At 34.1% G+C, this 13,328-nt stretch carries 18 protein-coding genes and 1 riboswitch; of the genes, 6 read left to right on the forward strand and 12 right to left on the reverse strand.

Annotation, left to right across the window (positions count from 1 at the left end; translation table 11 throughout):
• Nucleotides 1-89 precede the first annotated feature (89 nt).
• From BAU28_RS26700 to BAU28_RS26725, 6 genes are all read right to left on the reverse strand, one after another.
• Nucleotides 90-1,640, reverse strand: a complete 1,551-nt coding sequence (locus tag BAU28_RS26700) for a solute symporter family protein (RefSeq protein ID WP_025147162.1) — start codon at nucleotides 1,638-1,640, stop codon at nucleotides 90-92.
• A 2-nt stretch (nucleotides 1,641-1,642) separates the two neighbouring features.
• Nucleotides 1,643-1,984, reverse strand: a complete 342-nt coding sequence (locus BAU28_RS26705; RefSeq protein ID WP_071720957.1) for a DUF485 domain-containing protein — start codon at nucleotides 1,982-1,984, stop codon at nucleotides 1,643-1,645.
• 228 nt (nucleotides 1,985-2,212) lie between these two features.
• Complete coding sequence (locus BAU28_RS26710) at nucleotides 2,213-2,842, reverse strand: sterol desaturase family protein (RefSeq protein ID WP_002171231.1); 630 nt, start codon at nucleotides 2,840-2,842, stop codon at nucleotides 2,213-2,215.
• Between the two features lie 78 nt (nucleotides 2,843-2,920).
• Nucleotides 2,921-3,214: a hypothetical protein gene (locus BAU28_RS26715; RefSeq protein ID WP_002171230.1), complete on the reverse strand. Its 294-nt coding sequence runs from the start codon at nucleotides 3,212-3,214 to the stop codon at nucleotides 2,921-2,923.
• 19 nt (nucleotides 3,215-3,233) lie between these two features.
• A complete protein-coding gene (locus tag BAU28_RS26720) occupies nucleotides 3,234-3,866 on the reverse strand; it encodes a LysE family transporter (RefSeq protein WP_025147163.1) in 633 nt (210 codons plus the stop codon).
• A 205-nt stretch (nucleotides 3,867-4,071) separates the two neighbouring features.
• Entirely contained in the window at nucleotides 4,072-4,800 is a 729-nt protein-coding gene (locus BAU28_RS26725) for a YqcI/YcgG family protein (RefSeq protein ID WP_071720959.1), read from the reverse strand.
• Nucleotides 4,801-5,065: 265 nt separating this feature from the next.
• On the opposite strand from BAU28_RS26725, the gene cspB reads away from it, so the two are divergent.
• Complete coding sequence (cspB, locus tag BAU28_RS26730; RefSeq protein WP_002171227.1) at nucleotides 5,066-5,263, forward strand: cold shock-like protein CspB; 198 nt, start codon at nucleotides 5,066-5,068, stop codon at nucleotides 5,261-5,263.
• A gap of 119 nt (nucleotides 5,264-5,382) precedes the next feature.
• Complete coding sequence (locus BAU28_RS26735; protein WP_048373299.1) at nucleotides 5,383-5,631, forward strand: DUF2564 family protein; 249 nt, start codon at nucleotides 5,383-5,385, stop codon at nucleotides 5,629-5,631.
• A 33-nt stretch (nucleotides 5,632-5,664) separates the two neighbouring features.
• Here BAU28_RS26735 and BAU28_RS26740 read toward each other — a convergent pair whose 3' ends face one another.
• From BAU28_RS26740 to BAU28_RS26750, 3 genes are all read right to left on the reverse strand, one after another.
• On the reverse strand, nucleotides 5,665-5,841 hold the full coding sequence (locus BAU28_RS26740) for a zinc-finger domain-containing protein (RefSeq protein WP_033795353.1): 177 nt from the start codon (nucleotides 5,839-5,841) through the stop codon (nucleotides 5,665-5,667).
• Nucleotides 5,842-5,853: 12 nt separating this feature from the next.
• Complete coding sequence (locus BAU28_RS26745) at nucleotides 5,854-6,513, reverse strand: ribonuclease H family protein (RefSeq protein WP_071720961.1); 660 nt, start codon at nucleotides 6,511-6,513, stop codon at nucleotides 5,854-5,856.
• A 126-nt stretch (nucleotides 6,514-6,639) separates the two neighbouring features.
• Nucleotides 6,640-7,125, reverse strand: a complete 486-nt coding sequence (locus tag BAU28_RS26750) for a QueT transporter family protein (protein WP_002171225.1) — start codon at nucleotides 7,123-7,125, stop codon at nucleotides 6,640-6,642.
• Between the two features lie 6 nt (nucleotides 7,126-7,131).
• Nucleotides 7,132-7,176, reverse strand: a riboswitch (PreQ1 riboswitch).
• A 131-nt stretch (nucleotides 7,177-7,307) separates the two neighbouring features.
• Here BAU28_RS26750 and BAU28_RS26755 point away from each other — a divergent pair.
• The 3 genes from BAU28_RS26755 to BAU28_RS26765 all read left to right on the forward strand — a co-directional run bounded on the left by BAU28_RS26755 (nucleotide 7,308) and on the right by BAU28_RS26765 (nucleotide 9,554).
• Nucleotides 7,308-8,180 (forward strand): aldose 1-epimerase family protein, encoded by an 873-nt coding sequence (locus BAU28_RS26755; protein ID WP_071720963.1) that lies wholly within the window; start codon nucleotides 7,308-7,310, stop codon nucleotides 8,178-8,180.
• Nucleotides 8,181-8,248: 68 nt separating this feature from the next.
• Nucleotides 8,249-8,635: a reverse transcriptase-like protein gene (locus BAU28_RS26760; RefSeq protein WP_048373284.1), complete on the forward strand. Its 387-nt coding sequence runs from the start codon at nucleotides 8,249-8,251 to the stop codon at nucleotides 8,633-8,635.
• A 13-nt stretch (nucleotides 8,636-8,648) separates the two neighbouring features.
• The gene (locus tag BAU28_RS26765; protein WP_071720964.1) at nucleotides 8,649-9,554 is read left to right on the forward strand and encodes a DMT family transporter; all 906 of its coding nucleotides are present in this window, start codon (nucleotides 8,649-8,651) and stop codon (nucleotides 9,552-9,554) included.
• A 2-nt stretch (nucleotides 9,555-9,556) separates the two neighbouring features.
• Here BAU28_RS26765 and BAU28_RS26770 read toward each other — a convergent pair whose 3' ends face one another.
• Entirely contained in the window at nucleotides 9,557-9,817 is a 261-nt protein-coding gene (locus BAU28_RS26770) for a DUF6123 family protein (protein ID WP_001195212.1), read from the reverse strand.
• Between the two features lie 182 nt (nucleotides 9,818-9,999).
• On the opposite strand from BAU28_RS26770, the gene BAU28_RS26775 reads away from it, so the two are divergent.
• Nucleotides 10,000-10,560 (forward strand): cysteine hydrolase family protein, encoded by a 561-nt coding sequence (locus BAU28_RS26775; RefSeq protein WP_071720966.1) that lies wholly within the window; start codon nucleotides 10,000-10,002, stop codon nucleotides 10,558-10,560.
• A 42-nt stretch (nucleotides 10,561-10,602) separates the two neighbouring features.
• Here BAU28_RS26775 and BAU28_RS26780 read toward each other — a convergent pair whose 3' ends face one another.
• Both BAU28_RS26780 and BAU28_RS26785 read right to left on the reverse strand, forming a co-directional pair.
• On the reverse strand, nucleotides 10,603-11,463 hold the full coding sequence (locus BAU28_RS26780) for a GNAT family N-acetyltransferase (protein WP_071720968.1): 861 nt from the start codon (nucleotides 11,461-11,463) through the stop codon (nucleotides 10,603-10,605).
• Nucleotides 11,464-11,759: 296 nt separating this feature from the next.
• A complete protein-coding gene (locus tag BAU28_RS26785; protein WP_071720970.1) occupies nucleotides 11,760-13,307 on the reverse strand; it encodes a glycoside hydrolase family protein in 1,548 nt (515 codons plus the stop codon).
• Nucleotides 13,308-13,328 lie beyond the last annotated feature (21 nt).

Below are 13,328 nucleotides of genomic sequence, written 5' to 3' on the forward strand. Positions count from 1 at the left end.
GACAAATCCTACCAAAAATAAAGTAATATTTATAAGAAAATGACAAAAGAAAAAGGAGCTTTTCTTATAATTCGAAAAGCTCCTCTTTTTTAATGTGTAGATGCATCACTAATACCATGACCAGTATTAGATTTCACAAGAATTTCATCAAATTTTGCTGCATCTTCTTTCTTACTAGAGAAAATTGTTCCTAAATATGCGGCAAGGAATCCAAGCGGAATAGAAATAATTCCAGGTGTCGTATATGGGAATATCGCCTCTCCAACAAAAATAGCTTTCCCTGCTACCGGATTCCAAACGTTTGGACTTAGCACTACAAGAACAATTGCTGAGATAAGACCAACGACCATGCCACAAATAGCACCCGTTGTATTAAAGCGTTTCCAATATATCGTAAATAATATAACTGGTAAATTAGCACTCGCTGCAACTGCAAATGCAAGCGATACTAGAAATGCTACGTTCAATGTTTGAGCAAACAAAGCGAGTATAATAGATACTATCGCTACTCCAATAGACGCATAGCGGGCCATTGACACTTGCTCTTTTTCCGTTGATTTTCCTTTGCGAATAATCTCGTTATAAAAATCATGAGCAAATGCTGAAGCTGCTGTTAATACAAGACCTGCTACCACAGCTAAAATGGTTGCAAAAGCAATCGCCGATACGAACGCGAATAAGAAATCTCCGCCTAACGCTTTCGCTAACAAAGGTGCTGCCATATTACCGGCTGGATTTGCTTTAATAATTGCCTCATTTCCTACAAACGCCGCCGCACCAAATCCTAAGAAAATTGTCATAATATAAAATGCCCCAATTAACCACGTAGCATATACAACAGATTGACGCGCAGTTTTTGCATCACGTACTGTAAAAAAGCGGACAAGAATATGCGGTAATCCCGCTGTACCAAGAACCAGTCCTAAATTTAAAGAAAGTGTATCAAGACCATTTTTATACTTCACTCCCGGATTTAAAAACGAATCTTTTAATGGAGTAGCTGTTTTCATTTGAGCGAACATTTCTGTCACACTAAAATTAAATTTTGCAAAAACGATAACAGAAATAATAAAAGTACCAGCCATTAGTAGTAAAGCCTTTACAATTTGCACCCAACTTGTAGCCGTCATACCACCAAAAATAACGTATACTGTCATAAGTGTACCAACTATTAATACGGCTGTCGTATATTCAATTCCTAATAATAATTTAATAAGTGCACCCGCACCAACTAATTGTGCAATCATATAAAAAATTGAAATCGTCATCGTATTTAATGCTGCAATCCCGCGAACCTTCTTTGCATCAAAACGCGCCGCAATCATATCAGCTAACGTATACTTCCCTAAATTTCTAAGCGGTTCTGCAACTAGGTACAATACAACTAAGTAAGCAACTAAGAAACCTATACTATAAAAGAACCCATCAAATCCTGTTAATGCTATCGCTCCGGCGATGCCAAGAAATGACGCAGCAGACATGTAATCACCGGCGATGGCCAGACCATTTTGCCAACCAGTTAATCCCCCTCCAGCCGTATAAAATTCACTCGCATTTTTCGTTTTTTTCGATGCGAAATAAGTTATAACGAGTGTACCAAGGACGATAATTAAAAATAGTGCAAAAGCAGTTGTATTCAAATTCAGCCCCTCCCTTTTTGCATATCTTGCAGAATTTTTTGCGAGATTTCATCAAAGGATTCTGCTTTTTTGCTATAAATCATACATAATGTCCATGTCATTATAAATTGCGCAACAGCAAATACCCACGCCCAAGTAATATCACCAAATGCCGGTGTATTGAGCACCTTTGAATACGATGTTAAAATAGGTAGTGCAATAAAAAAACTTAAAAAGAAAATACTCATTGGAACGATAAACTTCTTTTTCCTATTTAATAACAATTGAAATTCTTCTGACTGAACAACCTCTGTATAATTCACCTCATTTTGCAACTTACGTGCTGACGTATCATCTCGTTTCATTCTCCGATCCCCTCTCTTACTTGAAATACAATTCCCCCTTGTATACCTAAAGACTAAATTTTATAAATATTCAGAAACTTATATTTATTTTAGACAATCCTTACGTTCCTGCAAAGATTTTTCGATAGACATTTTTCGTCATTTCTCCCTAAATTTTTAATATACTTTTTCAAAATAAGGTGAAACCTAAATCAATCTTTTCCCTCATTAAGACGCAAAAAAGTAGTGCTATTGCACTACTTCTGTCTCTTTCTTCTTTTCTAAATTACGAGCCGTTTCACTAAGTTCAACATCTTTCCCATCTTTATACGTACCGAATAAAAAATCATACACTGGATTAGAAACACCAAACCAATACTTTTCATTTTTGTAATGATGTAATATATGCTGTTTTTTAAGCCATCTTCCAAACTTAGTAAAGGGACGAATCGGCTTATGTGCAATATAATGTTTCCATTCATAAACGAGAAGCATTATGATCATTCCAATTCCAAAGGAGAGTGTAACTGTAACACTCTTTGTAAATCCGTATAAAACGAATAAATAAATTGCAAAACCAGGTAAACTATACCAAACAGGTAAAAATAATAATTTCAAATCGTCTGGATACACGTGATGATCATAATGTAATCTGCGAAGCATTTTTAATAAAAAACGATTCTTTGGTGGCTTAATGTGAAATAAAAAACGGTGAGTTACATATTCGTTAAGCGTATAAAAAACGACTCCAGCAAGACACGATAAAATACCGATCCATGTGAAAAATTGCATTTTTAAAATAATGATAAAAATTAATAGGACACTATACATAATAACAATATCATGTTGTAAAAAGAACTCCTTTACCACTCTCTTCATCTTTCTTCCCCCTTCTCCAAAAAAACAGCCGCAACCTATCGTTACGACTATTTCTATTTTATTCTTATTCTATTCACTTTACAAATTTGCCTGCTGCTCTATTGTCGAGAAAAAAGTGTTCGGACCAAATATATTTTGCTTCGGAATAATGTGTTCCACTGCAAATACTGTTACTTCTCCCCTTTGTACTTCTCCAATAATAAGCCCAAATACTTCATGATTTACCGCAAACGTTGGTTGTTTCGTTTGCAGCAACCTTGCTGCATTGTTAAATACCGCTTCATATAGTGGATTTCTATCAGTAATTTCTTTTCGAATTTTTGGTGCTAAAGTGATGATAATTTCTTTTCCGTCAATAGTGGTTCGATACATAAAAATCTCCCCTTCAATCTTATGTGAACAACTGTAAAGCTTTGTATGCAAAATGGATAGAATATCCCACTAAAATAATACCTGCTCCTGCTGTAATATAGCCAAGTGCTTTTTTCTTTAATAAAGTTCTTCCAAAATGAACAGAAAAAGCAATATTTAAATTCCATAAAATAATACCAACAATAATACAAAGACTGTATAAAAAAGCTTCTTGTTTCGTTACCTTCGTAAGCAATGAGCTAAGTGTACTTCCGTATATACCAAACCAAAAAACAAGATTTAACGGATTGGATATCGCGATTAAAAATCCCGCCATAAAAGATTGTTTAAGTCCACCTACCTCTTCTTGTTTATATTCCATATTCGCGTGAGAAATCCCTTGTTTTACACTTTGAAATCCTAAATAAAACAATAAGAAAAACCCAGTGCAATACATAAAAGCTTGTACATATGTATACATAAACACAGAAGATAAACCGAAATAAATAAGAAGCATAAACAAAATATCTGCAGTCATTCCCCCAATTCCAACAATCCAAGCATGCCAAAATCCGCGTTCAATTCCTCGTTTTAACATCTCAATATTAATCGGACCTACCGGTGCAGCTAATGAAATACCTAATACTATTTGCTGTATAATCGCTCCAAACATCGCTCTATCCTTTCTACTTCCTTTACTACTAAGTAATGATGCAAATATGAAAAATAGACTCGCTTCATAAGAAATATCCACTATTAAAATACCCTTTTTTATCCAAAATATGCAAAAGAGCCATCCAGTTGATGGCCCTCATTTCTCTACCTTATCCCGCTATTTGCGGGATAATAATCAGTGGGGGATGAACCCTCCCCGCTGATTAAAGTTTCACTTTATGATGAAAAGGACATTTACCTTTAATCAGCTCAATATCATCCCCAATAAAATACTGTTTCCATTCACGATGATCTATATCACCATAGTGGCTAATGTTAGGATGCTTCGGCAACTGATCCCATTTTTTAACTCGCTCACGGACCATTTGTCTGGAATATGCACCTTTAGGACGATCTCCTTCTAATCCATCGAAAATAGTGCGTGGCTGGAATCCAATAACAAGGGAATTTCCTAAATGCCTAGTCTTTCGCTGTTTATAAGCCGGCGCATTCCCAAACGCAAATATCGGTTCACCCCCAAATGAAAATTCCCACAAATAATGGTCTGGATCTTTCGGAATTTGCTTCGGCCATGTTTGATTATCTTTTTCATGTAAATACTGTAGTACTTTCCAAAAATAATCACGATAATATTCGAGTGGCTGCTCTTCACGTTCAGGTTCTACAAAAAGAAAAAATCCTCTTCTTACAATTGGTCGCTCTTTCATTAACTCTAAGAAAGATAACATTGTATTCGGCAAATGACTCCAATCATTACGAGAGAGAAATGAATAACGAAGCTCATTCTTTTTTAAAGCTGTCAAACCGAAATAACATGGAAAAGTGGGTTCTAGCACGACATTCGAAAAATTATTAAATTCTTTCGCAACCCAATTCGGTATATCGTCTCTATTTTTCATTCCTTCATTATCTAATAAATAAGACTCACCCATTCTTTCACCTCATTATGTACAGCATTCATTTAAGAATATTACATAATCAGCTTGTCCTATACCTTTTTATAAATTTGAACGAAAAATTATTTAAAAATACAAAAATTTAAAACCGCTTACTTGACTAAATTCTACCAATTCGTGTATATTTAAATTAATCATTTAGCAGAATATTCGAGAATATAGCATTTTTAATTTATATTATCTTTTCAAATGAATTTCACTAAATGAAAAAAAGTAATCGTTTTTTAGGAGGAATTGTAACATGCAAGGAAAAGTAAAATGGTTTAACAATGAAAAAGGTTTTGGATTTATCGAAATGGAAGGCTCTGATGATGTATTCGTACATTTCTCTGCTATTCAAGGCGACGGCTACAAAGCTTTAGAGGAAGGTCAAGAAGTATCTTTCGACATTACTGAAGGAAACCGTGGACCTCAAGCTGCTAACGTAGTAAAACTTTAATCCAACATATGACAGGAGGTTACCTTACTTGGTAACCTCCTTTGTTATTCCTTTGTATATTTCCGTTTTACAGAGCAAAAACTATGTGAAATGCGCAAAATACAAAGGAGGCAATAACAATGAGTTCACATGTAAATGATTTTGAAGAAGTAAAATTCCGTGTAGAAACAGCACAAAAAATGGTCGGTTCTGCAACAATTTCAATGGATCCAGACACATTAGAACATGCCACTACTGCAGTAGAAGCGGCTCGTTCTCAGCTGGAAATTATGAAATCCGTTGCGACGGATTTAGATGAGCCATTTCTAATGAATGAAGAAAAAAAATTAAGTAAATGCGAGCATCAATTACACGAAGCGAAGCACTAAAAAACATCCAGAGAAAATTCTCTGGATGTTTTTTCATGACAATTGCTCCCCATACTTTTTCAATTTCTCTCCAACCGTACATTGCCGTATACAAAAAGAATGGGCATAGTATTTACTATGATTTCTCCGATTATGTTCCTGCAAGAAACACCCTTCGCAATACGTTTCTAATAAGTCATTTACCTCTGTAATGAGTTGCTTTTTATTCACGTGTGCACCTCTCTATTCGGTTATTTCTTTATGACTATCAATTGTCGTCCCTTCTAATGCTTGCGCTGCTAATTGATGTGCCTCTTTATTTTGTTTTCTAGATATCGGTTCACAAACAAACTTTAATTTCATTTGCTTTGCTTTTTGTTCAATTTGATCTAAGTAATGATTTAAATGTTCATCATAGCAAGGCCATTCACCAGCTAATTGCTGCAGTACAACTTGGGAATCTCCACGAAGTGTAACTGCTTCATATTTAATTCCTAATTCCTCAAGTATATTTATCCCGTATAATAATGCTGCATACTCCGCTTCGTTATTATCATATATGCCTTCTATGTATGCATTGCGACGAATTCGATAATTTGTATTTCCTTTTTTATAGTATACACATATGCCAACCCCAGCTTCTTTCGTCTGCACATCATAGCCACCATCAAAATAAACTTGAATTTCTTGAATCTCTTCCTCCACTTGCTTACTCAATTTTTTCATTTCTTTTAATGACCATTCCGCGTCCATTTCATCGTAAAATAAAAGCTCTTTTACCCTTCCTGTTTTCTCAAAATCCTCCGCAAATTGAAGCACTTCTTCTATGTTCATATAGTCTGTTGCTAATTCAGTTTGTAAACCGCGCTTCGTTTTATACAACCAATGCATTTTATATTTCATACTAGATTCCCCTTATATAAGACTTCTTATATTTATTTTATTATATTTTATCAAGAGTCACTGTATTATATTCAATATAATCACATACAAAAAGAGCCATCCTATAAGGAACGGCTCTTTCACCTATTACATAAATCTTTCAAATTGTACTCGCTTATTAATCCAGTACATTACAGGCATACCAATCGCCATTACAACAAATTCACCAACTGCACACGTTAGCCATGTTAATAAAAATGGCAGATCAAATGCAAGATGAAGTTCGATTGCTATCATAAACATTGTGACTGTAAAGATCACTGTATTAAAAATCATACGAGCCCAAACACCTTTAATGAAGCGCATAGAAATAATAGTTGCAAGTAATGCAAGAATTGATTGCCCTACTCCAAATACTAAATCGTAAGCGATCATTGGTGAGAAAAAGAGATTCGTTAAAAATACACCTAATACAATCCCGTAAATTGCTTTCTTATTGAATACAACGAGATGGTTAAACATCTCTGAAATACGAAACTGTACATTCGTAAAGCCAAATGGCTGAATAAGCATAGAAACAGCAATATATAATGCCGCTAAAATACCATTACCGACTAATGTTCTTATATTCATGACAAAATCTCCTTAGTTTTTTTACGTGGGATGGTTTCGAACCACGTTATTCGTTTTTAGGCAACAAGATTACATTTTACGCAATATGCACTCTTTCGTCAATAGATTCCTATCATTAACTACCCTTTTTCTTATAGAAGACGTATAATATAACGTATGAAAGATTTAGGAGGTTCCATTTCATGACAGTAACAATTCAAAATGAAAAAGTGATCGTTTCCATTTCTGACAAAGGTGCAGAATTACAAAGCGTTCGCTTAAAAGAAGACAACACAGAATATTTATGGCAAGGTGATTCTACTTATTGGGGACGTCGTGCACCAATTTTGTTCCCAATCGTCGGTCGATTAGTAGAAAATACATACTACGTAGACGGTAAACCTTATTCATTAACACAACACGGTTTTGCTCGTGATCTAATGTTCTCTGTACAAGAACAAAGTGAAACAAAAATTACTTATATCGTTACTAGTAATGAAGAGACATTAAAAAACTATCCATATGAATTTGAATTACTCGTTTCTTATGAAGTAGACGAACAAAATATACATGTTACATATGAAGTAAACAACCCCGCTTCAAAAGAGATGTTCTTTTCAATCGGAGCACACCCTGGATTCAACTGTCCTTTATTAGACGGCGAATCATTTGCAGATTATCATCTATCATTTAATGGATCTGAACGTTTAGAATCTAGTATATTAGAAGGCCCTTTTCTTTCAAATGAAAAGCAACTAATCGCTGAAAATACAAAAGAATTGCCACTTACATATGATTTATTCAAAAATGACGCACTTATTTTTGAAAATATGAATACGAATGAAATTTCAATTCGTTCTCATAAACATAATAAATTTGTAAAAGTAGCATTCGATGGTTTCCCATTTGTCGGCGTTTGGACACCAGGAGATAACGCACCTTTCTTATGTATTGAACCTTGGTACGGAATTGCTGATGAAATAAAGCAAGCAAAAGATTTTAAAGAAAAAAAAGGAATTCAATCGTTACAAGCGAATGAAACATTTACATGTCGTTATAGCATTACAATTGGATAAGTACTCTATCCCCTACTTCTATAAAGTTTTCACGTAGGGGATAACCTTATAAATGGAGGTTTCTCATTTTGATTGAAGTATATATCGATGGTGCATCAAAAGGCAATCCTGGACCTTCTGGAGCGGGAGTTTTTATTAAAGGCATACAGCCACCTGTACAATTATCATTACCACTTGGGACAATGTCCAACCATGAAGCTGAATACCACGCTTTACTTGCAGCATTAAAATATTGTGCAGAGCATAATTATAGCATTGTATCTTTTCGCACAGATTCCCAGCTTGTTGAGCGAGCTGTTGAAAAAGAATACGCAAAAAATAAAATGTTTGCACCACTTCTAGAAGAAGCACTGCAATACATAAAAAATTTCGATCTCTTTTTTATTAAGTGGATTCCAAGTAGTCAAAATAAAGTTGCTGATGAATTAGCTAGAAAAGCTATTTTACAAAATTAACGGGGGTATGATTGTGAAAAAAGAGTGGATTGCTCCTCTCGCTTTATTATTTGTCTCTTTCATTTGGGGAGCTACGTTTGTTGTCGTTCAAAATGCTATGTCTTTTGTTGGGCCATTTACTTTTAATGGAGTTCGCTTTTTATTCGCTGGAATTATTTTATTATTCGTTCAAATTATTTTCTCACAAAAAACTTCAAAACAAGATATAAAACAGAGTAGTCTCGCCGGATTGATTGTTGGATTCTTTTTATGTGTTGGCTATTTATTACAAACATTCGGTTTACTCTATACAACCTCTTCAAAAGCTGGTTTCTTAACAGGACTTAGTATCGTTATGGTTCCAATCCTGTCTTTTATCTTTTTAAAACAGCGGGCTACAATTTTCATCGTACTTGGTATTACTGTGGCAACAGCAGGTTTATACTTATTAACGGCTGGTGATTCTTTTCAATTAAACATTGGAGATATACTCGTTCTCGGTTGTGCTGTCGCTTTCGCTGCCCATATTCTTGTTAACGGTTTCTTTTCTAAGAAAATATCACCTTTATTACTAAGCACCTCTCAAGTATTAGCTGTAGGTATGTTTTCTTCTATTTGCGCTTTTTTGTTTGAAGATTGGGAAAAATTATTTTCAGTATCACTATGGACGAATCATTCCTTTTTATTCGCTCTATTTCTCACTTCCCTGTTTGCGACATCAATTGCTTTTTTCATTCAAACATCTGCACAAAAACACACTTCTCCAACGCGAGTAGCAATTATTTTCGCAATGGAGCCTGTTTTTGCAGCACTAACAGGCGTTCTAGTTGCAAACGAACAACTTTCTATTTCTGCCATTATCGGGTGTCTATGCATTTTCCTAGGTATGGTTTTTGTTGAACTGCCTTCAAAAGCAAAAAAAGAAGCGCAGGCTGCGTGAAGTTACGCTTGTAACTTCCGCATAAAAGCCTTAGCGCTTTTTTTATCTGTAATTTCTTCTTCTTTCAATCGTTCTAATAACGCAACAAAATAACTGCCATCAAACTGTAGTTGATGTTTGATCGTCGCTTCTATTGCCGCATTCACAATTCCATCAGATGCGCCAGTATATCCTTGTCCAAACATAATAAACCCTTGCGCTTCCTCTGATAACTTAAATCCTTTCGTATGTAAGAATGAAAGATAATCTTCTACTGTTTGCATAATATTCCCACCTACTCAAAAATTCTCCACCTCCTATCATACATGTTTTTACACTCTATGAGAATGAAATTTCTTTGACAACTTTGTAAACAGCTCGCCTACTCCTATAGCAAAAGAGGATTCTTCTACAATATTACGGAATATATAAAGTGATAATTATTTTGTATTAAAGGAGAGACATAATGAAACAAGCACTATTAATTATTGATGCTCAACAAGAATTAATTGATGGGAACGAACAAGAAAATGAAGTTTTCCGTAAAACTGAGCTATTAGCTACACTAAATACCGCTGTACAGCAAGCAATAGATTCAAATGCCCTTATTGTGTTCGTAAGAGATACTGATGTTGCTTCTGGTACAGGAGAAGGATTTGAAGTACATAATCAAATTAAAATGCCTCAATCTGCAATACTTATTAATAAACAAGCAACAAATGCATTCTACGGTACTTCTTTACATGACCTTTTAAAAGAAGAGAAGATTAACCATCTTGTTATTGGTGGATGTAAAACAGAACATTGCATCGACACTGCTGTTAGGGCAGCAACTGTAAAAGGATTTGATGTTACATTAATTAAAAATGGTCATTCAACAACTGATTCTAACGTATTGTCTGCACAGCAAATTATCGAGCACCATAATAAAACATTACACGGTCATTATAACGTTGATCATTTTTCCGTTGTTAGAGATATTGAGGAAAACCTCTTTCAACCTACTCATGACCAATATCGTGATTAAATTAACTATAAAAAAGAATCCTTTCGTGAAAAGGATTCTTTTTTATCCAAAAATTTGCGCTGCAATACTATATAGCTCATTATTCCTTTTTAATAATTGATCACTATTTTTCATCATAATTGGTGGTTTATTAACCTTTTGAAAACCAGTAATCTCTAATTCTTTCATAAAATTCCCCTTTCCTTCTGGTACATCAATTCTTAATTTACCATTATGCTCTCTTGCTAAATAATGAACAATTCTCATTGCCATCGCATCATTGTTAGCAACGACTGGTCCTATTATTTTATTTTCTGGCGTTTGTATACTCATACCATATCCTAATACATTTTGTTGTATATCCTTTATAACAATACATTGTTCACTTTGTATAATTCGACACTTTAAAAAATCTTCTCTATTTGTTCCAAATGCATCTTCATCTATTTGTATTATTTCTTCTAAATCACATTCTTCATAATTCACGATATACTCTTCATTTCCTACACATTTATAATTCTTATTGTACGAGCTACATATGTATTTAGAAACATAGCTCACAGTCCTGAATCCTAGTTTTTCATATAAAGGCTTCCCCTCATCCGTAGCAATAAGCACTATTGGAGTTTGAGTTGATACGCTTTTAACGCATAAATCCGTTATCGCCTTTCCAATCCCTCTTCCTTTATAATCTGGATGTACAATTACCATTCCGATAGACGCTAACGTCTCTCCGTATAATATAATTGCCGCGCTTGCAATAAGCTCTTCCTTCTCATTTACCATACCATATACTATACCTGTATTCAAAATTGTTTCAATCTCTTCTCTATTATAATCCCAGCCAATATAAGAAGATAATGCTACAATATCCTCTATTTTTTCTCTCCTAAGACGCTCCACTCTAATTTCCAATTCGATCATTCCCCTATTCCTACAATAAGTACTTCCATTTTAGATATGATTCCAGCAAGTTTACAATTTGTTAACGGTACTGTCTTCATTAATGGGAAACGCTTTATACACATCACTCCTCGACATATACAAAATTACTTTTGGACCTATATTTGGTAGCATTAATCCAAAAAAATAAAAAGCTTGTAGTTTGATAATATCAAACTACAAGCTTTTTTTCATTCCATGGACTACACTCCCTCTTTTAAATCGAATTCATCACATCACCTAATACTTGTACAAAGTTTTGCAAAGAATAGAATATCTCAAGTTATTTTACTCGTAATAAGCTGACCAGCTTCATTTATAGTAACTTTCCATTTCACTCCACCAGAAGTGTTCATAATCACACCTTTACTCGCTTCTAGTTCAATATCTCCAAACATTCTTCCACCAGTTGTCGCCAACCAAGCATTCCCATTTTCCATAGAAGACCTTGCAAAAATACGATTAATTCGAAAACGCTTATGATCTTGAGCGTAACCACTCAATGTAATTCTTACTTTATATAACTGATTAGCCTTCATATTCGATATAATTGTATCTCCAACATTTAATGGAACATCTGCTGCGATAACCCAACTTCCAGTTGCACTTAATGCATATTCAATTTTAATTTTTTTAGGGCTCTCTCCCCATCCAAAGTACATCCCAATACAATTCAACATTTTAATCGGATTTTTCGTAAAGTCCAGTTCAATAACAACTGGATTACTATCTGGAACATCGATATAATTCACACTTTGTTCATCTATTAAATTAAAACAATTAGTGATATTTCCTCCGTAAGGTAATTTCCCACTTACTTGTTTAACACTATACTTCAGCTGAGCATTTACTAAAATATCATCTTGATTCCCTATTAAATGTGGTTTATTTAGCGTCAAAGGTAACTGAATCCGAAGTGATTCTTCATAAGTAGACTTACAAACATTGTATTGTCCGTTATCTACAATAGTTGTTGAAAGTAAATTTGAAAAAAGGTAGTTACGATGGGAATTAGAAGAAAATTCAATTACTATTTGTTCACTACTCATCCTGTACGTATCCCAAATCATACAGTTAAATGTATTATACGCACCTGAGCAACGAATTGCTTTTTTCGTTTGTTGTCTACATTGCACTTGAATATCATGAAACGTATTTCCTGAACTTTCATTTGGTAAATCACTATTCCCATCTACTTCTATTCCATACTGACATCCATCAATAAATATAGATTGAAATACATTTGCGTTAATCCAGCAAGGTGTATTTATATTATCTATATATTCCGCTTTTAAATATATTGCAGCTTGAAAATTTTTAATTTGAATATAGTTAACTTGAAAGAAGCTAATATAATCCCACGCTTTTTGACAATAAAAATGTATAGCTTTTCCTTTATATGATGGTGTTGTATTTATTATATTTATATTTGATATGACAGATTGATTAGGCACTTCTATTTGTTGTGAACCGGAAACATAAATAACAGATGACTGAAATACTTGATTAATAACTTGAATAGTACCGCCAGTTATAGAAGCATTACTTTGTAACTCAAACGCATTAAAATCTCCATCAATTTGCAGCGTTACGGTGGAATCTAACTCTAATCTTACGTTGGATTTAATAACAATCGGCTTCAATATTTTATACGTATTTACCCCTGTAATTCTTACCGTCGAAATTCGGTTCGATACACAATAATCAATAGCTTGTTGAATCGCTAACGAACTATCATTCCCTGAATTCGGAACGGCTCCAAAACAATCAATATGAACACTACTTGCTGGTGCACAACCTTCTTGTGATGAAATATATTCTGACAAAACAAATTCACTCCTCATATT

Origin of the sequence: Bacillus paramycoides (assembly GCF_001884235.1) — a bacterium.
GTDB lineage: Bacteria > Bacillota > Bacilli > Bacillales > Bacillaceae_G > Bacillus_A > Bacillus_A paramycoides.